Annotated in this window: 16 protein-coding genes; 6 read left to right on the top strand and 10 right to left on the bottom strand. The window is 74.1% G+C overall.

Features of this window, described 5'->3' with window-relative positions:
• Window positions 1-74: 74 nt before the first annotated feature.
• A complete protein-coding gene (locus ACLIBK_RS13110) occupies window positions 75-545 on the top strand; it encodes an Lrp/AsnC family transcriptional regulator (RefSeq protein ID WP_415387711.1) in 471 nt (156 codons plus the stop codon).
• 181 nt (window positions 546-726) lie between these two features.
• Window positions 727-1,386 carry an exopolysaccharide biosynthesis protein gene (locus ACLIBK_RS13105; RefSeq protein ID WP_415387710.1) on the top strand — a complete coding sequence of 220 codons (660 nt, stop codon included), beginning with the start codon at window positions 727-729 and terminating at the stop codon, window positions 1,384-1,386.
• A gap of 74 nt (window positions 1,387-1,460) precedes the next feature.
• Here ACLIBK_RS13105 and ACLIBK_RS13100 read toward each other — a convergent pair whose 3' ends face one another.
• From ACLIBK_RS13100 to ACLIBK_RS13080, 5 genes are all read right to left on the bottom strand, one after another.
• On the bottom strand, window positions 1,461-2,318 hold the full coding sequence (locus ACLIBK_RS13100; protein ID WP_415387709.1) for a SirB1 family protein: 858 nt from the start codon (window positions 2,316-2,318) through the stop codon (window positions 1,461-1,463).
• A gap of 15 nt (window positions 2,319-2,333) precedes the next feature.
• Entirely contained in the window at window positions 2,334-2,717 is a 384-nt protein-coding gene (locus tag ACLIBK_RS13095) for a histidine triad nucleotide-binding protein (RefSeq protein ID WP_415387708.1), read from the bottom strand.
• A gap of 435 nt (window positions 2,718-3,152) precedes the next feature.
• Window positions 3,153-3,698, bottom strand: coding sequence for a phosphoribosyl-ATP diphosphatase (locus ACLIBK_RS13090; RefSeq protein ID WP_415387707.1), 546 nt, complete (start codon window positions 3,696-3,698; stop codon window positions 3,153-3,155).
• Between the two features lie 5 nt (window positions 3,699-3,703).
• On the bottom strand, window positions 3,704-4,492 hold the full coding sequence (gene hisF, locus ACLIBK_RS13085) for an imidazole glycerol phosphate synthase subunit HisF (RefSeq protein WP_415387797.1): 789 nt from the start codon (window positions 4,490-4,492) through the stop codon (window positions 3,704-3,706).
• 424 nt (window positions 4,493-4,916) lie between these two features.
• Window positions 4,917-5,480 (bottom strand): NifU family protein, encoded by a 564-nt coding sequence (locus tag ACLIBK_RS13080; protein WP_415387706.1) that lies wholly within the window; start codon window positions 5,478-5,480, stop codon window positions 4,917-4,919.
• Window positions 5,481-5,900: 420 nt separating this feature from the next.
• Here ACLIBK_RS13080 and ACLIBK_RS13075 point away from each other — a divergent pair, with 420 nt between their 5' ends.
• Window positions 5,901-7,232 (top strand): aspartate aminotransferase family protein, encoded by a 1,332-nt coding sequence (locus tag ACLIBK_RS13075; protein ID WP_415387705.1) that lies wholly within the window; start codon window positions 5,901-5,903, stop codon window positions 7,230-7,232.
• A gap of 105 nt (window positions 7,233-7,337) precedes the next feature.
• Here ACLIBK_RS13075 and ACLIBK_RS13070 read toward each other — a convergent pair whose 3' ends face one another.
• On the bottom strand, window positions 7,338-8,372 hold the full coding sequence (locus ACLIBK_RS13070) for a ketopantoate reductase family protein (protein ID WP_415387704.1): 1,035 nt from the start codon (window positions 8,370-8,372) through the stop codon (window positions 7,338-7,340).
• A gap of 374 nt (window positions 8,373-8,746) precedes the next feature.
• Between ACLIBK_RS13070 and ACLIBK_RS13065 the strand changes: the two genes are divergently transcribed.
• Window positions 8,747-9,790 (top strand): Bug family tripartite tricarboxylate transporter substrate binding protein, encoded by a 1,044-nt coding sequence (locus ACLIBK_RS13065; RefSeq protein ID WP_415387703.1) that lies wholly within the window; start codon window positions 8,747-8,749, stop codon window positions 9,788-9,790.
• Window positions 9,791-9,818: 28 nt separating this feature from the next.
• On the opposite strand, the gene glgA is transcribed toward ACLIBK_RS13065, so the two are convergent.
• The 3 genes from glgA to ACLIBK_RS13050 form a co-directional block, all read right to left on the bottom strand.
• Window positions 9,819-11,285, bottom strand: a complete 1,467-nt coding sequence (gene glgA, locus ACLIBK_RS13060; RefSeq protein WP_415387702.1) for a glycogen synthase GlgA — start codon at window positions 11,283-11,285, stop codon at window positions 9,819-9,821.
• Window positions 11,282-12,550: a glucose-1-phosphate adenylyltransferase gene (gene glgC / locus ACLIBK_RS13055; protein ID WP_415387701.1), complete on the bottom strand. Its 1,269-nt coding sequence runs from the start codon at window positions 12,548-12,550 to the stop codon at window positions 11,282-11,284. Before glgC ends, glgA begins: the two co-directional genes overlap by 4 nt.
• 364 nt (window positions 12,551-12,914) lie before the next feature.
• Window positions 12,915-16,403 (bottom strand): PAS domain-containing protein, encoded by a 3,489-nt coding sequence (locus tag ACLIBK_RS13050; RefSeq protein WP_415387700.1) that lies wholly within the window; start codon window positions 16,401-16,403, stop codon window positions 12,915-12,917.
• Between the two features lie 297 nt (window positions 16,404-16,700).
• Between ACLIBK_RS13050 and ACLIBK_RS13045 the strand changes: the two genes are divergently transcribed.
• Window positions 16,701-18,458, top strand: coding sequence for a trigger factor (locus tag ACLIBK_RS13045; RefSeq protein ID WP_415387699.1), 1,758 nt, complete (start codon window positions 16,701-16,703; stop codon window positions 18,456-18,458).
• 210 nt (window positions 18,459-18,668) lie between these two features.
• Here the strand turns inward: ACLIBK_RS13045 and ACLIBK_RS13040 are convergent, their stop codons facing one another.
• On the bottom strand, window positions 18,669-20,243 hold the full coding sequence (locus ACLIBK_RS13040; RefSeq protein WP_415387698.1) for a winged helix-turn-helix domain-containing protein: 1,575 nt from the start codon (window positions 20,241-20,243) through the stop codon (window positions 18,669-18,671).
• Window positions 20,244-20,626: 383 nt separating this feature from the next.
• Between ACLIBK_RS13040 and ACLIBK_RS13035 the strand changes: the two genes are divergently transcribed.
• Window positions 20,627-21,346 (top strand): hypothetical protein, encoded by a 720-nt coding sequence (locus ACLIBK_RS13035; RefSeq protein WP_415387697.1) that lies wholly within the window; start codon window positions 20,627-20,629, stop codon window positions 21,344-21,346.
• Window positions 21,347-21,584: the final 238 nt, after the last annotated feature.

The raw sequence follows: 21,584 nt of genomic DNA, 5'->3' as shown, positions 1-21,584 counted from the left end.
CCCAGCCCGCGATATCGCGCAAGCGAAAGAAAACCATGCTACAGGACCGGCGGGAACGGAAAGGAACCTGCTGGATGACCGCGACGCCCGAGCTGGACCATCTCGACCGCGCCATCCTGCGGCTGCTGCAGGCTGACGCCTCGCTGTCCCTGGCCGAGATCGCCGCCCAGGTCGGGCTCACCGCCACCCCCTGCTGGAAGCGCATCCGCCGCATGGAGGCGGAGGGCGTGATCACCGCCCGCGTCGCCTTGCTGGACCCGGCGCGGGTGGGCCTGGGCGTCTCGGTCTTCGTGGCGCTGGAAACCGGCGAGCATTCCGCCGAATGGATCGGGCGCTTCGCCCGCGTGGTGGCGGACATGCCGGAGGTGGCGGAATGCTGGCGCCTGGGCGGCGACGTGGACTACCTGCTGCGCGTGGTGGTGCCGGACATGGCTGCCTACGACGAGTTCTACCGCCGCTTCGTCGCCGCCGTGCCCTCCCTGCGCAAGGTCACCGGCCGCTTCGCCATGGAACGGGTCAAGGCCACCACCGCCCTGCCGATCTGACCCGCTTCCCCCGCGAAACACTTGGTTGCCCGATTCCACGCTCCCTCACCGGGATTCAAGCTACTAGGGTACCGATCTGGCCGAGCGACCCCGTTCGGCGCCTGTGTGCGCGCTCCATCCGCCGTCGCTCCCCCGCGGCCAGGCTTCCCGCCGCGACCCAGCCGAGGAGATCCCGCCCAGGATGGATGGTTCCCGCCCTTCCGTGCTTTCGGCCCCCCTGCCCGCCGCGGTCACCCCCGAGCACCAGGCCGGCGCCCCGATCTCCCGCCTCGTGGCCGAGGTCGCCGCCACCTGCCCGGGCGAGCGCATCACCCTGGGCGAGATGGCCGCCGCCTTCGACGACCGCGCCTTCGGCCTGCTGCTGCTGATGCTCTGCCTGCCGGCGCTGCTGCCCGCGGCCTCGGTGGTGTTCGGCCTGCCGATCCTGCTGCTGGGGCTGCAGATGGGCCTGGGGCGGCGCACCCCGACCCTGCCGGACTTCATGGCGCGGCAGTCCATGAAGCGGACAGACCTGCTGCGCCTGGCCAGCGGCTCCTCCCGCTGGCTGGGCCGCATCGAGCGCTACGTGCGGCCGCGCCCGGGCTGGTTCGCTTCCCGCGCCGGGGACCGCATCGTGGGCTGGCTGGCGGTCTACGTCGCGCTGCTGCTGATCCTGCCCGGCCCCGGCACCAACGGCCCGCCCGCCTTCGGCTGCATCGTCATGGCGCTCGGCGTGGTGGAGCACGACAACAAGGTCATCGGCTGGGGCATCGCCCTCACCGCGCTGGGCTGCGCGATCGGCACCGCCATGCTGCTGTGCATGGTGTGGCTGGGCTGGCAAGGGTTGAACTACGTGCTTTGAGGAAGGGGGAAAGAAAGCCGGGGGAAGGAATTCCCCCGGACCCCCGTCCTTCTTCGGGAGTTTGGCCGGAAGCGCTAGTTCAGCCGCTGCCGCAGTTCCTCGATCAGCTCGCGAACCTGCTCGGCCGTCGCACCACTCGGCACCAATTCCAGGAACCGGTTGAGGCAGTTCAGCGCCGCCCCGATCCGGTCCAAGCGCTGGTTCATGATCCCTGCCTCGCGCCACAGGCCGGAGGCATCCGGCGCCAGGCGCAGCATGTCCTCCGTGCAGGTCAGCGCGCCCGCAAGATCTCCCCCCGACATCCGGCGCAGGCGGATGTTGGTTTGCAGCCGCAGCAGCACGGAGCGCCGGTCCATCGGCGCCAGCAGGCCGGGCCGCAGCTCCGCCCGGCCGCCGGACACGCGCTTGAGCAGCGCCCGCAGCTCGGGCGCGGCCAGTGCCGTGCCGCCGCTGAACGGGTCGATCACCGACTGGCTTCGCGCGCCCTCGATCCCCAGCAGGAAATGCCCGGGGAAGTCGATGCCGTGCGCGCCCCAGCCCGCCGCCTCGGCCGCGTGCAGCCACAGGATGCCCAGCGCCACGGGCAGGCCGCGCCGACGCTCGACCACCCGGATCAGGTTGGCGTTCTCGGGCGCGTCGTAGCTCTCGGTGTCGCCGGCATAGCCGCCCCAGCCATGGATCACCCGCGCCAGCACGGCCCGCCGCGCCTGCGGGTCGCCGCCATCGGCCTCCGGATCCGCCGCCGCGGCCGCCACCGCTTCCCGCGCCAGGTCGGACAGGTGGCGCCGGGTGGCCAGCCAGTCGGCCTCCGGCGCGTCGAGCCGGGCGAACTGCAGTGCCACGCCGGCGATGTCCAGCTCCGGGTCGGGCAGCTTGCCCGCCGCGTCCAGTGCCGCCCGCGCCTCGGCGGCGCCCGTGAAAGGTTCGCTCATCCTGGGTGAGCGCAATCAGCCGGCCGGCGAAACCATGCGGCCCAGCGGGCGGCCGGCGAAGAGGTGGACGTGGAAGTGCGGCACTTCCTGCCCGCCATCGAAGCCCATGTTGCTGAGCGTGCGGAACCCCTTCTCCTCCAGCCCGAGGTCGCGGGCCACCTTGCCCACCGCCCGCCAGAAACCGCCGATCTCCGCATCGCTGGCCTGGGCCGTGAAATCCGCCAGCGACACGTAGGGACCCTTGGGGATCACCAGCACATGCACCGGCGCCTGCGGCGCGATGTCGTGAAAGGCCAGCGCCCACTCGTCCTCGTGCACGCGCTTGGCCGGGATCTCGCCGCGCAGGATGCGGGCAAAGATGTTCCCCTCGTCATAGGGTGGCAGGCCGGATACCGGCATGAACTGAACTCCTCCCGCAAGCCGCGCCGCCTTCGTGCGGCGCGCCACGCTGCCGCGCAAGGGGGAACCACCCGCATCCACCCACCCACCAGCCTTGTCCCTGGCTTCGGGCCGGGCTTCGCCGTTCCGGTAGGGCGGGGATTCCTGGTTTTCCGACGTTGGCCAGGGGCGCTGCCCCTGGACCCCGCCGGGGAGTTACGAACTCCCCGGACCCCGCGTTGAGTGCCTCCGGCGGGGGCGGGTTGGGACAGGGCGGTCTACTGGGACGACGTGGGCCAACCCGCCCCCGCCGGAGGCACTCATGAGGTCGAGGAGCCTAAGCTCCTCGCGGGGGCTCCAAGGGGGCAGAGCCCCCTTGGCCACGGCCCGAATACCCAGAACCCCCGTCCCACCCGAACGGCAGAACCCAGCCCGGCGCCAAGGGCTGGCCGCGGGTCAGGGCAGCTTGGTGGTGCGCGCTGCGCGGACGATGCCTTTGGGGCGGGACGCTTTTTCCACGATGCCGCTGATGCCTTCGCGCCGCACCAGCTCTGCCCAGACCTGTTCGGGCCGGATGCCGGCATCCACCCAGACCAGCAGCAGGTGATACAGCACGTCGGCGCTTTCCAGCACCGTGGCCTCGCGGTTGCCCAGCGTCGCCTCGATCACGCATTCCACCGCTTCCTCGCCCAGCTTCTGGGCGACCTTGGCGGTGCCGCGCGCCAGCAGCCGGGCGGAATGCGAAACATGGACGTCGCCGGTCAGCCGGCGCTGCTCAATGGTCCGCCACAGCCGGTCCAGGATGACGGCCTCCGCCGGTCCGCTCGCGAGATCCAGGGGTGCCAGGTGCTGGCTCTCGGCCACGCGGGCGCGCTTGCTCGGCTTGGCCGGCACCGCCGGTACGCCTTCGGGCAAGGGCAGCCGCACCGCCCGAGCTTTGGCGACGGGTTCCTTCTTCTTGGTCTTGGTGGCCTTGCCGGCCCGCTTCAGATCCTTGGCCATGCTGCTCAGGCCGCCTCCCCCGCGCCGGGACTTTCAGTGGCGGGGCGCACCGGCAGGCCGGCGGCGGACAGCGCCGCCTTGGCCTCGGCGATGCGCATCTCGCCGTAATGGAACACGCTGGCCGCCAGCAACCCGGTCGCCCCGGTGCGCGCGCCCTCCACGAAGTGGCCCACCTCCCCCACGCCGCCGGAGGCCACGAGGGGCAGCCGCACCGCTGCCCGCACCGCGCGCAGCAGGTCGAGGTCGAAGCCGGACTTGGTGCCGTCGCGGTCCATGGAGGTCAGCAGCAGTTCCCCCGCACCCAGCGAGGCGACGCGCTGGCACCAGTCCACCGCGTCGATGCCGGTGCCGCGCCGCCCGCCATGGGTGAAGACTTCCCACCGCCCGGGGCCCGCCGAGCGCGCATCCACCGCCACCACGATGGCCTGCGAGCCGAAGGCTTCCGCCGCCTGGCGCACCAGGTCCGGGTCGGCCACCGCGGCGGAGTTGATGGAGATCTTGTCGGCCCCTGCCAGCAGCAGCCCGCGCACATCCTCGACCGAACGCACGCCGCCGCCCACGGTCAGGGGAATGAACACCTGCGCCGCGGTGCGCGACACCACGTCCAGCATGGTGCCGCGGTTCTCATGCGTCGCGCCGATGTCGAGAAAGGTGATCTCGTCCGCGCCCTCGGCGTCGTAGAGCCGGGCCTGTTCCACGGGATCGCCGGCATCGCGCAGGGACACGAAGTTCACGCCCTTCACGACGCGTCCGTCCTTCACGTCCAGGCAGGGGATCACACGCAATGCGAGCAGAACGGGCTCCGGGAACCAGGGATTCGAGGCTTTCCGCGATGCGCTCGATTTCCCCGGGGGTCAAGCAGGCAAGCAAGGTTCCACCGCCACGGCGGAACCGGACAACGTCACGATCCCGCAGGCTGTGACCCCCGCGGCGCGCAGCGTCCGCGGAATCACCGATGCAGGGTCACGGGTGCGCGGCTGCCCGCGCCGGGCGCAAGGGGCGGCGACGGCCGGGAACGCCGGACGCCCGCAGAACCACCAAAACCCTCGGCGGGAAACGCCGGCAGCCGGATAAAACCAGGAGCCGGGGAAGCCGGACGCCGCGAATGCTGGACCCTGCGAAAACCGCTGGCAGGGAAAGCCACCAGCCCGGCAAGCCGCCGGCCAGAAAAGCCGGCAGCCGGAAAAGGGCCAACCGCCCCTTCCCGGCAAGGGTGGATCAGGCCTCGACCTGCTCCACCGACACCACCTCGGGCACGTAGTGGCGCAGCATCGTTTCCACCCCGTGCTTCAGCGTGGCGCGGGAGGACGGGCAGCCGGAACAAGCGCCCTGCATGTGCAGCCGCACCACCCCGTCGCGGAAGCCGCGGAACACGATGTCGCCGCCGTCGCCGGCCACCGCCGGACGCACGCGGGTGTCGAGCAGGTCCTTGATCTGCGCCACCACCTCGGCATCGGCGGGATCGGTGTCCTCCTCCGCTTCCTCGGCGGCGTCCTCGGCCAGCACGGGGCGGCCGGCCAGGGCGTGCTCCATGATCGCGCCCAGCACCATCGGCTTGAGCGACTGCCACTCCACGTCCTCGGACTTGGTCACGGTGACGAAGTCGGCGCCCAGGAACACGCGCGACACGCCGTCCAGCTGGAAGATGCGCTCGGCCAGTGGCGAGCGCATCGCGGCCGCGGCATCGCTGAAATCCGCCGTGCCGCGGCTGCCCATCACGTCCTGCCCGGGCAGGAACTTCAGGGTGGCGGGATTGGGGGTGGGTTCGGTCTCGATGAACATTCGGTGGCCCTCTCGGCGGGCATGTGGCGCCGCCGCCCCGCCGGCGCAACCGGCGCAGGGCTGATGCGCGCCGGTCGGCGCGGGTGGCCCGGGAGGGAGAATGCATTCTCCCTCCCGTACCCTCCCTCATCTTCTTTCGAGGTGCTGCCGCGGACGTGGCGGACACGTCCGGTCCTGCGAGGAAAAAATCACCCCTCCACGGTGCCGCGAGCAGGCGGGCTCAGTCGCCGGAGGGCTAAGCCCTCCGGCGCACTCCACGTCGCAGACCAGACCGCGGCAGCACTCCCGAAAAAAGATGAGGGGGAGGGTTCGGGAGGGGGAGAATTCTTTCTCCCCCTCCTGAGACGCCGCCGCTCCGCTGCATTGCCCGCCGCCCCGCCCTCGCCCATCGTGCCGCCGCAACCCGTGGTGCCTCCGCCGATGAACGAGATCCGCATTCCCCGACCCAACGACCTCGACGCCTTCTGGATGCCCTTCTCGGACAACCGCTACTTCAAGTCGCATCCCCGCCTGCTCGCCCGGGCCGAGGGCATGTCCTACTTCACCCCCGAAGGGCGCGAGATCCTGGACGGCACCGCCGGGCTGTGGTGCTGCAACGCTGGCCACGGCCGCCGCGAGATCACGGAAGCCATCCAGAAGCAGGCCGCCATCCTGGACTTCGCCCCCACCTTCCAGCTCGGCCATCCCATCGCCTTCGAGGCCGCCGCCCGCGTGGCGGAGCTGACGCCCGCGGGGATGGACCGCATCTTCTTCACCAATTCCGGCAGCGAGAGCGCCGACACTGCCCTCAAGATCGCCCTCGCCTACCATCGCGCCCGCGGCCAGGGGCAGCGCGTGCGGCTGATCGGGCGCGAGCGCGGCTATCACGGCGTCGGCTTCGGCGGCATGTCCGTGGGCGGCATCGGCGGCAACCGCAAGCAGTTCGGCGCCATGCTGCCCTACGTGGACCACCTCCCCCACACGCACCTGCCGGCGCAGAACGCCTTTTCCCGCGGTCAGCCGCCCCACGGCGCGGAACTGGCCGACGCCCTGGAAGCCCTGGTCACGCTGCACGGCGCCGACACGATCGCGGCGGTGATGGTGGAACCCGTGGCCGGCTCCACCGGCGTGCTGGTGCCGCCCCTGGGCTACCTTGAACGCCTGCGCGAGCTCTGCACCCGGCACGGCATCCTGCTGATCTTCGACGAGGTGATCACCGGCTTCGGCCGCCTCGGCACCCCCTTCGGCGCCGAACGCCTGGGCGTCACGCCGGACATCCTGACCATGGCCAAGGGCCTGACCAACGCCGCCGTGCCGATGGGCGCCGTCGCGGCCTCCGAGGAGATCTTCCGCACGATCGTGGAGGGCTCGCCCGCGGGCATCGAGCTGTTCCACGGCTACACCTATTCCGGCCACCCCCTCGCTTCCGCCGCCGCCATCGCCACGCTAGAGCTGCACCGCGCCGAGGACCTGCCCGGCCGCGCCCGCGCGGTCGAGCCTTACTGGCAGGACGCCGCCCACGCCCTGCGCGCCGCCCCCGACGTGGTGGACGTGCGAAACTTCGGCCTGATCGCCGGCATCGAGCTGGCCCCCCGCCCCGGTGCCCCCGGCGCCCGCGCCACCGAGGTGTTCCGCCGCTGCTTCGACAACGGCGTCCTGGTGCGCGTCACCGGCGACATCGTCGCCCTCTCGCCGCCGCTGATCGTGGAGAAGCCGCAGATCGACCGGCTCTTCGGCACGCTGGACGAGGCGATCCGCGCCGTCCCGGCCTGATCCGCGAGAACCGCCACGCGGGCCGGTGCGGGGCACGATCCCGGCTCGCCCGCGCGCTGCGGTCCCGCCGGGCGTCCGGCCGTCCGGGGAAGGCCGCGGCGAGGTTCAGAGGCGCAGGCCGGCCAGTTCCAGCGCCACCGCCATGTTGGCCATGTCCGGCTTCATCGCGCCGGCATGGATGCGCCGGGTCACCTCGACCATGGCGTCGTTGGCCGGCGTCGGGATGCCGTGGCGGCGACCCTCCGCGGCGATCAGCCCGTTGATCATGTCCACCTCGCTCAGCCGTCCTTTGAGGTGGTCCTGCAGGGTGGTGTTGGCGCCGCGGCCCGGGCCGATGTCGCGGTTGAGCTTCTCCACCAGCGTCATCAGCAGGTCGTTGGACCCTTCCACCTGCTCGCGGCTCAGCCCGAAGATCGGCACGACCGGGCGGCCCAGCGCCCGGCCGACCGCCAGGGATTCCGTGCCCAGCGCCAGCATCAGCTCCCGCATGCCCGCGGGATGCGCCTCGGCCAGGTCGCCGCCGATCATCGCCATGGTGGCCAGCGTCATGGAGTTGACCACCAGCTTCATGAACTTCGCCGACAGCACGTCCTCCACCAGCTCCACCTTGCCGGCATGGCGCAGCACCGCCGCCACCTCCTCCTCCCGCCCGGCGGTGGAGGGGTGGAAGCTGCCCAGCCCGAACCAGGTCTTGCCGGGCGCGGTGTTGCGCTTCACCTCGCCGGGGGTGAAGCACCAGGAGGACAGCTCCACCACGCAGCCCAGCGTCCGCGACGGCCCGACCACCTCGGCGATCGCCTCCGCCGTCATGGCGTTCTGCAGCCCCACCACGAAGCCGTCCTCCTTCAGATAGGGCCGGATCAGCTCGGCGTGCCAGCGCGTGTCGTAGGCCTTGGTGACCAGGAACACGACGTCGAAGCGCGGGTTCAGCGCCGCCAGGTCGCAGAGGTGATGGGCGCGCACCGCCGCATGCACCTCGCCCTGCCGCAGGGTGATCCGCAGCCCCTTGGCGCGCATCGCCTCGACATGCGCTGGCCACTGGTCGAAGAGCGACACGTCGAGCCCGGCATTACACAGGTCGGCGGCCACGCAACTGCCATTGGCGCCGGTGCCGAGCACCGCGATCCTCGTGTCGGCCATTTCCGGACCCTTTTCCCTATCCCTGCCGCGAGGTCCCGCCCCGTCGCGGCGCCGCGATGCCGGCCGCGGCGCCGCCTCCTGCCCGAACCGACCCCGGGCTCGGTACCCGGAACGGTCGCGGAGGCGGAACAAACTTGACGCAATCAAACGTATGTTTGAGGTTGTTGCGCTTTCGGTCAAGCGAGGGAGGCGGCGGGTCGGGCAAGGACGCGCGGCCATCCCGGCCGCAAGCCGGGGCTGGCCACGCCTCGCCGGCTCGTGCCCGCGCTCCACCCGCGGCGGCCGGCGCGGCGCCGGACATGCCCTGCCGCGTGGAACACAGGCCACCGGCCGGCCCGTGCCGGCGAGGCGGCCGGGGAAGGAAACCGAAGCCCGTGACATCCACCATTCCGCCGCACCCTTTCGCGGTTTCGAAGCGCCGCGCGGCGCTCTCCGCCGCGCTCGGCGCCGCCCTGCTGGGGCCTCTCGCCGCGGCCGGCCCGGCCCGCGCCCAGGCCACGGGCGGAACCGCGGCGGCCGATTGGCCGTCCCGCCCGGTGCGGGTGATCATGCCCTACGCGGCGGGCGGTCCCACGGACATCATCGCCCGGCTGATCTGCGAGGCCCTGTCGCAGCGCCTGCCGCAGCGCTTCGTGGTGGAGAACCGCACCGGCGCAGGGGGCAACATCGGCGCTTCCGCCGTGGCCAAGGCACCCCCCGACGGCACCACCTTCCTGTTCACCAACACCGGGCACGCGGTGAACCGCTCCCTCTACGCGCGCCTGGACTACGACCCGCAGCGCGACCTCGCGCCGGTCACCATCGTGGCCGAGGGGCCGATGGTGCTGCTGGTGCCCAACGACCTGCCGGCCCACAACATGGCCGAGTTCGTGGAGCTGCTCCGGGCCAAGCCCGGCCAGTACGCCTATGGCAGCACCGGCACGGGCGGGGCGCTGCAACTGGTCAGCCTGCTGTTCCTTCACGCCTCCGGGCTGCGGATGGAGGAGATCCCCTATCGCGGCACCGGCAACGCGACCCAGGACCTGCTGAGCGGGCGCCTGGCCATGCTCTACACCGCCGGCCCCTCGGCCTTTCCGATCGCCCAGGCCGGGCAGGCCCGCGCGCTGGCGGTGTCCTCCGCGCAGCGCTCCGCGCTGATGCCGGACGTGCCCACCATCGCCGAGGCCGGCTTCCCCGCCGCCACCTTCAGCGTGTGGCAGGGCCTGCTCGCCCCCGCGGCCACGCCGGCGCCGATCGTGGAGCGGCTGCAGCGGGAGATCGCCGCCGTGATGGCCGAAGGGCCCTTGCGGCAGCGCTTCGCCGAGCTCGGCGCCGAGCGGATCCTGGCCAACACGCCGGCCGAAGCGCGCCGCTTCGTGGATGCCGAGATGGACCGCTGGGCCGTGGTGCTGCGGGAGGCCGGCGTCCAGCCGCAGTGACGGGCCGCGCGGCCGGGCTGCGCGGGCGCTACCCCCCGGAGCGGACCTCCTGGAACAGCGCCGCGTAGCGCCGGGCCGGCTGTGTCCAGCCGAGATCGGCGGCCATGCCGTTGCGCTGCGCCCGCTGCCACGCCTTCGGGTCGCGCCACAGCGCCGCCAAGCGGGCCAGCGCCGCCCGCAGCGCCGGGGCGGTGGTGGGGGCGAATTGCAGCCCGGTGCCGACGCCGGCGGCCAGCGCCACGGTGTTGCAGTCGATCACCGTGTCGGCCAGCCCGCCGACGCGCGCCACCACCGGCAGGGCGCCGTAGCGCAGCGCGGACAGCTGGGTCAGGCCGCAGGGCTCGAAGCGGGAGGGCACCAGCAGCGCGTCACAGCCGCCCTGGATGGCGTGCGCCAAGGCCTCGTCGTAGCCCAGCCGTACGCCGACGCGGCCGGGATGCGCGGCCGCCGCCTCGGAGAAGCCGGCTTCCAGCGCCCGGTCGCCGCTGCCCAGCAGCGCTAGCCGCATGCCGTGGCCGAGCAGGTCGGGCAGCGCCTCCAGCACGAGGTCCATGCCCTTCTGCCAGGTCAGCCGGCTGACCACGCCCAGCACCGGCGCGTCGGGGGTGTCGTCCAGCCCGAAGGCGCCGCGCAGCGCCGCGCGGTTCGCCTCGCGCGCCTTCAGGCGCCGGGTGTCGAAGGGCGCGGCGAGGTGCGGGTCCCGCCCCGGGTCCCACACGGCGGTGTCGAGCCCGTTGAGGATGCCGGACAGCTCGCTCCCGCGGGCGCGCAGCAGACCTTCCAGCCCCATGCCGCCCTCGGCGGTGGTGATCTCGGCGGCATAGGTGGGGGACACGGTAGTGACGCGGTCGGCCAGGCGCAGCCCGGCCTTGAGGAAGCCGATGGCGCCGTAATACTCCACCCCGTCGATCGACCAGGCCTCGGGCGGCAGTTCCAGCTCCGCCAGCAGCGCGCGCGGGAAGCTGCCCTGGAAGGCCAGGTTGTGCACCGTCACCACCGTGCCGGGGCGGGCGCCCGCGCCCCCGTAGCGCAGATAGGCCGGCACCAGCCCGGCCTGCCAGTCATGCGCGTGCACCACCTCCGGCACGAAGTTCGGCAGCAGGCCCTTGCCGATCCGCGCCGCCACGCGGCACAGCGCCGCGAAGCGCTGCGGGTTGTCCGGCCAGTCCCGCCCGTCCGGCCCGGCATAGGGGCCGCCCTCGCGCGCGAAGAGGTGCGGCGCGTCCAGCACCAGCAGCGCCATGGCGCCGCCTTCCGCCTCGGCCCGCCCGGCCAGCAGTGTTGCCGGACCGCCGGCCAGCGGCCCCAACTCCGCCGCCACCTCCGCGTCGCGCAGCGCGCGCAGCACCGCCGGGTAGCCCGGCAGCAGCGTGCGCACCGCCACGCCCTCGGCGGCGAGCGCCGCGGGCAGGGCGCCCACCACGTCGGCCAGCCCGCCGGTCTTGACCAGCGGATATGCCTCCGACGCGACGGCGAGAACCGGAAGCGCCGTCATGCCCGCAGCGCGTCGATCATCGGCTGCGTGATCAGGCAGACGCCCTTCTCGGAACGCCGGAAGCGCCGCGCGTCCTCCTCCGGGTCCTCGCCCACCACCAGGCCGGCCGGCAGGTGCACGCCGCTGTCCACCACCACGTTGCGCAGCCGGATGTGGCGGGCGACGTCCACCCCGGGCATCAGCACCGCCCCTTCCAGCTCGCAGAAGGAATGCACGCGCACGTTGGAGAAGAGCAGCGAGCGGCGGACATGCGAGCCCGACACGATGCAGCCGCCCGACACCAGGGAATCCACCGCGAAGCCGCGCCGGTCGGCATCGTCGAACACGAACTTCGCCGGCGGCGTCACCTCGCTGTAGGTCCAGATCGGCCAGTCGCGGTCATACAGGTCCAGCGCCGGCACCACGTCCGTCAGGTCGATGTTGGCCTGCCAATAGGCGTCCACCGTGCCGACGTCGCGCCAATAGGCTTCGGCCTGGTCGCCCGAGCGCACGCAGGATTCCGTGAAGCGGTGCGCCACCGCCGTGCCACGCTCCACGATCAGCGGGATGATGTCCTTGCCGAAATCGCGCGAGGAGTGCGGGTTCGCCGCATCCCGCCGCAGCTCGGCCGCCAGGAACTTGGTGTCGAAGACGTAGATGCCCATGGAGGCCAGTGCGGTGTCCGGCCGCCCCGGCATGGAAGGCGGGTCCACCGGCTTTTCCAGGAAGGACAGGATGCGGTCGCTCTCGTCGATATGCATCACGCCGAAGGCGCTGGCCTCGGCGCGGGGCACCTCGATGCAGCCCACCGTGACCTCGGCGCCGCTGTCGACGTGCTGCCGCAGCATGGTCTCGTAGTCCATCTTGTACACGTGGTCGCCGGCCAGGATCACCATGTAGCGCGGCCCGTAGCTCTCGATGATGTCGAGGTTCTGGAACACCGCGTCCGCCGTGCCGGCGTACCATTCGGTTTCCGACACGCGCTGGCTGGCCGGCAGGATGTCGAAGCTCTCGTTGCGCTCGGGGCGCAGGAAGTTCCAGCCGCGCTGCAGGTGGCGGATCAGCGAATGCGCCTTGTACTGAGTCGCGACCCCGATCCGCCGGATGCCCGAGTTCAGCGCGTTGCTCAGCGCGAAGTCGATGATGCGCGACTTGGCGCCGAAGAACACCGCCGGCTTGGCGCGGCGGTCGGTCAGCTCCATCAGCCGGGAACCGCGCCCGCCGGCCAGCACGTAGGCCATGGCGTAGCGGGCGAGGGGCGAGCCGGCCTGCGGCTTCAGGGACATGGAACGGCGACCTCCTGCGGGGGGTTGTTGCTCCGGCCACGCGGGCCGGTCGTCGAAGCGGCGGCCCCGGGCGGGCGCGGCACGGCCGGCCCGCCGGGAACCCCGGCGCGGGGTCTACGCCCCGCCCCGCCCCCGCGCCGGGGATGGGAGGGAGGCGCATCGCCCAGTCGGCACCGGCGCGAGGGTGGCAGGCGGCACGCCGCGCGGTGCGGGCCGGTTCTCTGCGGAAGCGCGGCCACGCCATCCCGACGCGCCAGGGGCGGCCGCAGTTGCGTGACCCGAACAAGAAGGCCGCGGCCAAGGCTCGGGCCAGGGTTGGGGCCAAGGTTCGGGGCAGGGGGCCGGCCGGGCGCCGCGCGGCGGCTCACGGCGGCGGCGCGGCCAGCAGGCCGGCCACGGCGGCGGCCAGCGCCTCGGAGGAGATGGGCTTGCGCAGCAGCGCGGTGGGCGTCGTCGCCGCGGCGTCGTCCACCGCGGCGCCCGTGGCCTCGTCGGCATAGCCGGTGACGAGGATGCCGGGCAGGCCGGGGCGCAGGTCCCGCGCGGCGGCCAGCAGCCCCAGCCCGTCCATGCCGCCGGGCATGGACAGGTCGGTGACCAGCACCTCGGCCGCCACGCCCGCGCGCAGCATGGACAGCGCGGCGGCCGGGCTGCCCGCCACGCTGACGACGTGGCCGCGCTCTTCCAGCCCGCCGGCCAGCACCGCGCGCACCGCCGGCTCGTCGTCCACCAGCAGCAGCCGCGCGGCGGCGGCCGCACCCGCCGGGGCCGTGACCGCCGCAGCCGGTGCCGCCGCCTCGGCCACCGGCAGCCAGAGCGACACGGTGGTGCCGCTGCCCGGCGCGCTGCTGATGCCCAGCGCGCCGCCGGACTGTTCGGCGAAGCCGCGCGCCATGGCCAGGCCCAGCCCGGTGCCCTCGCCCTTGGTGGTGAAGAAGGGCTCGGTGACGCGCGCCAGCACGGCGGGCGCCATGCCGGTGCCGGTGTCTGCCACGAACAGCCGCAGGTAGCGGCCGGGGCGCAGCTCCGCCGGCGGCGAAGCGCCGAAGGGCGCCGCTTCCGCCGCCAGCAGCACGCGGCCGCCGCCGGGCATGGCGTCGCGGGCATTGACCGCCAGGTTCACCAACACGGTTTCCAGCTGCGCCCGGTCGGCCAGCACCGGCGGCAGTTCGGCGGGCGCCTGCACCGCCACGCTCACGGCGCTGCCCAGCGTGTGGCCCAGCACCTCGCGCAGGCCGTCCAGCAGGGCAGGGACCTCCTGCGGCTCGGCGCGCAGCTCGCCGCGGCGGGCGAAGCCCAGCAGCCGGCGCGTCACGGCGGCGCCGCGCTCGGCCTGTTCGGCCACCAGCGCCGCCAGCCGGCCCACGCGCTCGGTGTCGGTGGCGCGGGCGGCGATTAGCCGGGCGCCGCCCAGCACCGCCTGCAGCACGTTGTTGACGTCGTGCGCCACGCCGCCGGCCAGCCGCCCCAGCGCTTCCATCTTCTGCGCCTGCGCCAGCTTGTTCTCGCTTTCCAGCAGCGCGGCGCTGCGCTCGGCCACCAGCCGCTCCAGCTCCGCCTCGCGGTTGCGCAGCGCCTCGGCCGCGCGTTCGCGCTCGGTGACGTCGCGCACCACGCCCACCAGCCGGGTGGCGCGCCCGTCCTCGTCGCGCAGCACGCGGGCGCGCAGCTCCAGCCAGACCGGCCCGCCATCGGCGGCGGGGCGCGCGGCGCGCAGCTCGGCCGCCAGGCTGTCGCCGTGCTCCACCGCGGCGGCCAGCGCCGCGCGCAGCCGCTCGCGGTCCTCGGGGTGCACGGCCGCCAGGCCGCGCCGCTCGGAAAACCGCTCCACCGCCGGCAGGCCCAGCATCGCCGCCATGCCGGGCGACCAGAGGCCGCGGCCGGACACGGGGTCGTAGTCCCAGGTGCCCAGCCCGCCGCCGTCCAGCGCCAGCCGCAGCCGGGTTTCGCTCTCGGCCAGGGCGCGCGAGGCGACCCGCGCCGCCGTGACGTCCGCCGACAGGCCGATCCATTCCCGCACCGCCCCGGCGGCGTCGAACAGCGGCACGGCGCGCACGGACAGCCAAGCTACGCGGTCGGCCGGCGCGGCGGGACCGTTGCCGTCCCAAGGCGCCTCGGCGGGCGCCGCCGCCGGGCCGGGCTCCGGCGCGGCGGCCCGGGCGGCGCCTGGCGTGCCGGGCTCGCCCAAGAAACCGGACCCGTCCCGGGTACCGGCCCCGTCCGGGCCGCCCGCCGCCCCGGCACCCTCCGCGCCGCCCGCGCCCCCGCTCCCGCCGGACGCGGCGCGCCGGGCACGCCATTCCCCCGCCACCGGCCGCCGCGCCTGCAGCGCGGCGCGCCACAGCGCGTCCGCCACGCCGCGCTCCTCCGGGTGCAGGGCCTCGAACCAGCCGCGCCCCACCAGCGAGGCAGGGTCCTGGCCGGTCAGCCGCGCCCAGGCGGCGGCGCCTTCGGGCAGCAACCGGCCCTCCGGGTCGGCCAGCCACACGAACTCGCTGCTGGTTTCCACCAGGGCGCGGTAGCGCTCCTCCTGCGCCCGCAGCGCCGCCGCCGCCGCCGCCCGGTCGCGCGCCGCGGCGGCCAGGGCCACGGACACGGTGGCGACCTCGCGCAGCCCGGTGGCCGCCGGCACGGCCGAGCCCGCCCGCGCCTGGTCGGCCAGGGCGGCCAGGGCGGTGCGCACCCGCCGCGCCAGCACCAGCGCCCCCACCACCCCGCCCAGCAACAGCGTGAGCGCCACGGCGCCGGCGCGCGTCAGGTCGGCCACCAGCGCCGCGCCGAAGCGGGCCTGCGGCACGGAAGCCACCACGGCGTAGCCGCTGTTCGGCGACCGCGCAAAGGCCAGCAGCGACACCTCGTTGTCCTGGTTGCGCAGCCCGGCCAGGAAGCCCTCGCCGCGCTGCGCCAGGCCGTCGCGCACCTCCGGCAGGGCGGGGCGGCCCACCAGCTCGGCCGCCCGCCGGGTGCGGCCGACCACCCGGCCCTCGGCGTCCAGCACCGCCGCCACCCATCCCGGCGGCAGCTGCCGCTCACGCATCGCCTCGCCCAGCCGGTCCGGCGGCAGCCACAGCCCCAGCGTCGCGCCGCTGCTGCCGGGCACCGGCAGCCACAGCCCCACCCGCCCATCCACCAGCCCGGTGGGCCGGGCCCGCAGCGGCCGCCCTGGCGGGGCACCACCCTCCGGCAGCGGCCCGGTGGCGGCCAGCACCCGCCCGTCGGCGGCATACAGGGCGATGGCGGAACCGGAAGCCGCTCCGGCGCGCCGCGCGCGGTCCAGGAAGCGCGCGGGATCGCCTGGGGGCAGATCGGCCGGGGGCAGATCGCCCGATGGAGGGTCGTCCCGCGAAAGGTCGCCCGCACCGGCCACAGTGCCGTTGCCCGGATCGGCGGCGGTGGCGCCAACCGCCGCGAGCTGCGCCGCCACGTCGAGCAGCCCGCGCAGCCGCGCCTCGGCCAGGGCGAATTCCGCGTCCGGCGCCGCTGCCAGGGCGCGCACGGTGGTCAGCAGATCCGCCGCGGCGCGGGCATGGTCCCGGCGGTAGGCGTCCTGCAGCGACCAGGCGATAAACAGCGCGAAGGGAATGGCGATGCAGGCGACCAGCAGCAGCAGGCGCCCGCGCAGCGTCGGCACCCCCGGCAGCGTCTCGCTGCCGCTTGGCAGCGTCTCGCTGCCGCCCGGCAGCGTTCCGTCGCAATTCAACAATGCTTCGTTGCCACCCGGCAGCCCATGACCACGACCCGGCGGCGCCTCACCGCCGCCCGGCAGCACCGCTCGGCCCGGCGCGGCGACGCCCTGCCCCGGCGGCCCAGCCGGGCCGCCACCCGTCGCGACGGAGCCAAGCTCGAACGGCATGGAACGCCCTGTTCATCCCCAGCACCCGGCCCCGGCCAGCGGCGCCCGGTTCCTTCCCGCCTCCATAACCGCAAACGCGCGGCGCGTCCCGCTCCCACGGCCCTTCCCGGGACTTGCGGGGGAGCGGAACACGCGGGACGTTGCGGCATCTTTGCCGGGTGCGCTGGTTCCGGGATGCGCGGCGCTTCGCCGGCGCGCCGGGCCGCGTGCGCGGCCCCGCAGCCCCGCCCCGCGGCGGCGGCCGCACCGCCCCGGCGCTGCGGCCGCCGCCGCGGGGCCCCCATCGAACAGCACGGTATGACCCCGACCCGCGCCACCATTCTTCCCCTGCCCCCGAACGGGCTGGAGCGCAGCTTCGTGCTGCTGATCCCCGCCCCCGTTCTCGCCGCCGCGGCCGAGCGGCAGCTGCAGCGCCTGCGCGGCAACCTGCCCGCCGGGGCGCCGCCGGAAGACCCCGCCGCCCTGGCTGCGCGCTTCGGGCACGGCGTCCGCGACGCCGCGGCGCGCGCCATGGCGCTGGACGCGGCGCAGCAGGTCATCCGCACCCAGAAGCTGCGCCCGGCCGAGCCGCCCCGGCTGGAATTCCTCCCCCCGGGGCCGGAGGACGAGGTGCGCGCCCGCTTCTCCTTCGACCTGCTGCCCGAGGTGCCGCTTCCCGCCCTGGACGGCCTCGCCCCCGCGCTCGCCGCCGCGGCGGCCGCGGCGGGGCAGGGGATGGCGGAAGCCCTGGACGCCGCCCTGCTGCCGCTGCGCCGCGCCTTTGCGCCGGAACGCGTGCTGCCGCCCGACCACGCCGCCGCCCCCGGCGACGCCGCGCTGCTGGAGGTTTCGGCGGTGCGGCTGCTGCGGCCCGAAAACCTGCTGCGCAACCCCGACGGCGAGGGCGCCATCGCCGCGCGCAACCAGGTGCCGGCGCGCTGGGCCCTGGCCTGGCGCAAGGAAGGGCTGGCGCGGGTCGCCGGCAGCGGGGTGGAAGGCGGCCTGCCCTGCGTCGATTTCCGCTTCGAGGGCCGGGTATCCCCCCAGGTGTCGCCGCAGCTGGCGCTGGAACGGGCCGGCGAGGTGCCGGCGCAACCGGGCGACCGGCTGCGCTTCGAAGGCTACTGGAGCCTGCCGGCCGGCCAGTTGCCCGAGGGCATGCGCGCTTCCGTGGTGCTGGAACAGCGTGGCGCCGATGGCACGCTGCTGGACCGGCTGGCGGCGATGCTGCCCAACCCCGGCCCCGGCGCCCTGCTGGCGCAGCCCTTCGCCGCCCAGTTCACCGTGGCCGCCCCGGGCACCACGGGCGTTCACCCCGTGCTGCGGCTGCGCCCGCGCGACGAGGGGGAGGTCGCCTTCACCCTGCGCCTGGGTGGCGCCCGCCTGAGCCATGCCGGCGACACGGCGGAGGGCGAGCCGGACCCCGCCCTGCGGCGCGGCCGGGTGCTGGCGCGGCTGGGCGAGCCGGAGGCCTCGCCCGATCTGCCGCCCGGGCTGCTGGAACGGCTGGAAGGGCTGCGGGTCGGCGCCGTGCTGGTGCATGACACCGTGCTGCCCCCCGTGCCCGGCCAGCCGCGCGGCGAGGCGCGGGTGCGGGCGGTGCTGCGCCAGCTCCGCCAGCCCGGTCCGGCCGACGATGCTCTGGCGCGGCGGCTCGGCCATCCCGACCTCGCCGCCCTGCGCCGCGGCCTTTCGGCGCAGCTGCGCGACGCGCAGGCGGACCGGCTGCGCGCGGCGCTGGTGGAGGAACTGCTGCAACGCGCCGGCCCCTTCGCCGTGCCGCAGGTGCTGGTGGACGCCGCCCATGCGCCGCTGCGGGCCGCGCTGGACGCGCGCCTCGCCGCCGGGCGACTGCTGCCCGAGGAACGCAACAGCAGCCCCGAGGCGCTGCACGCCGCCCTGCCCGCCCGCGCCGAGCGCGCGGTGCGCGCCGACCTGCTCCTGGCCGCGCTGCGCCAGCCAGGCGACGCGGAACCCTCGGCCGCCGAAACCGCGCCGGAACGCCGCCATGCCGCGCTGCTGGACCGCCTGCTGGCCGAGAACGGCGTGGCGCTGCCCGGGATGGAGCAGGACTGAGGCCGCCGAGGCGCGATCAGACACGGCAAGCCGGGGGGAAGTATCCCCCCGGACCCCCTTCTATTTTCGGGAGTTTGGGGGAGTTCCACTCCCCCAAACTCCCGAAAGAAGGAGGGGGCCTGGGGGAGTTCACTCCCCCGGCCTTTCTTGCTCCGCCGGCCCAGGACGCCGGCCCGGTGCCATGACGCTCCGCGGACCTGCCGGGGCCGTTCAGCTGGCCGGGTTCACCGCGTCGGCGCAGGCCTCGAAGGCCGCGACGAAACGCTCCAGGTCGCGCTCGTCGCGCAGGAAGGCCAGCGCCTGCCGGTTGTTGGGCAGCCAGTTGGGCTGGAGCCGGCGCAGCCGCGCCAGCGCGTCCCGCGCTTCCTCCATCCGCCCCAGTTCCACTGCCGCCACCACCATGGAGCGCAGGCAGGGCGCGTAGTCGGGCAGGCGGGCATCGGCGCGGTGCAACTCGGCCAGCGCTTCCTCGCGCCGCCCGCTCAGTAGCAGGGCACGGCCCAGCACGGCGCGCGACCGCGGCGGGCAGAAGGGGTCCAGCGCGATGGCGGCCTGCAGCGCCGCGGCCGCCTCGGCCGCTTCGCCGCTCGCCGCCAGCACCTCCGCGCAGGCGGTGCGGGTGCCGATGGCGGACAGGCTGCTCAGCCGCAGCGAGGCCCGCGCCGCCTCCACCGCCTCCTCCCATCGCCCGAGATGCAGCAGCGCGAAGGCCAGCGCCGACTGGCACAGGGCGGAGCGCGGCTCCAGCTCCACGGCGCGCTGCGCGATGTCCAGCGCCAGCCGGCACTGCACGTCGCGGTCCCCCCCACCCCAGCCATGGGTGAGGAAGCGTATCACGGTGAACGCGTGAAAGGCGTGCGCCACGGCGATGCTGGGATCCATGGCGATCGCGCGCAGGAAGTGCTGCCGGGCTTCCAGCGTGTTCGCCTCGCCGCCGCGCTCGTGCAGCTCCCGCCCCAGCAGGATGAAGTCGTGCGGCCGCCTCGCCTCCGGCGCCTTGTGCCGGGCGCGGTGCAGCGCCTCGCCCGTGACGTGCATCTCCAGCCGGGCGAGCAGCACCGCCAGGGCGTCGTCGCGCCCGCTTCCCGCGGGCAGGGCCACCCGGTCGGCCCAGAGGACCCGGCTGGTCTCGGCATCCTCCAGCACCAGGGACAGCAACGGTTCCTCGCCGGCGCGCAGCATCGCGCCGCACAGGCGGTAGCAGTCGGCCGGCGCCGGCACCGGCCGCCGGGTGAGCACCCGCATGATCTCAGACCGGCTGAGGGTCACCAGCAATTCCGCCCCCAGCGCCCGGGCCAGCTGCTGCCCCGCCGCATCCGCTGAAGCCGGCTCGAGCGCCTCGATTACCAACAGGTCGCGGCCCGGCGCGGCAGCGAGCGTGGGGGTAGGGCGCGCGGCCGCCGGCGCCGTGGGCGGATCGGCCGGCGGCGCTTCCCGGCGCACATTCGCGGCCAGCACGTAGCCGCGGCGCGGCAGGGTCCGCAGCACCGCCGAGCCGCGGCTGCCGAACGCCTGGCGCAATTCGCTGATGCACTGGGTCAGGCTGTCATCGGTGACGGCCAGGCCGGGCCACAGCGCTTCCAGCAGGGCCTCCCGCCGCAGCAGCTCGTGCGGGCGGTCCAGCATGTGGCGCAGCAGCTCGTAGCTGCGGGGCCGCAGCGGCAGGACGGTGCCGTCCTCCGCTTCCAGCACGCCGCGCCGGGGGTCCAGGCGGAAAGCATCGAAGTGGTAGGCGCTCTCGTCCACCACCCGCTCCCCGCCCGACGCCGCTGCTGTGCTGGCCATCCGAAGACTTCCGAAGACTTCCGAAAAAACCGTCGCACGCCGCCGCCGCGAAGTCACCCCGTTGTGAGTGCCCCCTTCGGCCCGCCGCCGCCATCACTCTCCCGGGGCCCTGTAGGTGAGCCGGCTTCGCCCGGCAGATCGCCCCCGCCCGTGATGGCAGGCACCCGGCGCCGGACGGACGGCGTCACGCCCGCGCCGGAAAGGGGCGCCCGGCGAACGAGTTCCGAACCGCGCGGCGGGCGAAGTTTCCGGCCGATTTCGTTTCTCTCTCAGGACCTGCGGCGCGCCTCCGTGGTTTCACTGCGTCACCGAAGAGCGGCACGGCGGAACGGTCCCGAAGCACCGTCACCAGTCTCTGTGCCGAGCCACAAAGGGATGTGACGATGACGACCGTGCTGATCTGGAACAACAACATGGTGACCGTCGCCGGCCACTCCTATCCCGGGCACGCGTCGATGAGCATCGACGACGACTGGTCCTGGCTCAACCAGAACAACTACGTCAGCTTCTGGCCCGAGGGCGCGGGCGGGGGCCTGTTCGGCACGGGGGTCGGCTCGACGACGGAAGCGTGCATCAGGAAAGACCTGGCGAACGAGGGCTACGCACCGGACCACGTCATCAAGCTGTCCAACCTGAACCAGGACGCGATGCGGGCCGAATGGAAGCACACGAAAACGGAGTTCAAAAGGTACCGGATGCTGCGGGAGAACTGCTCCGCGGCGGTGGCTCGGGTCCTCAAGGCGGGATCGAGCGCCGGAGGCGTGTATCAGCGGCATAGTGCGATCTGGACGCCGCTGAACGTCAAACGGCTGGCCCTGTCCATGGGGGGGACGAAGATCAGCTGGGAGCAGCTCGTTCGGGAGCTCTTCCAGTCCGGCACCCTTCCCGCAGAGCAGGTTTCCAACCTGGCTCTGTGGGCAAAGCGGGACGCCCGGCACGGGTCCTCGACCTCGAGCGCCGTTTACCGGAACGGCGTGAGCGTGAAGCCGAAGGTGCCGCTCCCGTGGGCTGCGCCCGCGGTGACGAGCATATTCCGGACTGCGGGCGGGGCGCTTCTCGATGCACGGGCACGGGCGCAGGTCTGGGACAGCCTCGACGACTAGTGTGACGCCGTCGGCACCGAAAGCCTGGCCGATCCCATACCGGGCATTGGCCAGGGGACAGGATCAGCCACTCCCGGCGCGGCAGGAGTGAATGCCGCACGCCGCTTCAGCGCCTCCGATGCCGTGACGTGGACAGTGGGGCGCGCAACATCGAGGTCATCCTGACCCGCACCCTGTTGCCGGAGCTGAGCTCGCGCATCCTCGCGCGGTTGGCGGAGGGGCAGGAGATCACGCGGGT

This window comes from Roseomonas sp. BN140053 (genome assembly GCF_047690175.1).
Lineage (GTDB): Bacteria > Pseudomonadota > Alphaproteobacteria > Acetobacterales > Acetobacteraceae > Roseomonas.
This window is presented reverse-complemented; position numbering and strand designations above follow the sequence as displayed.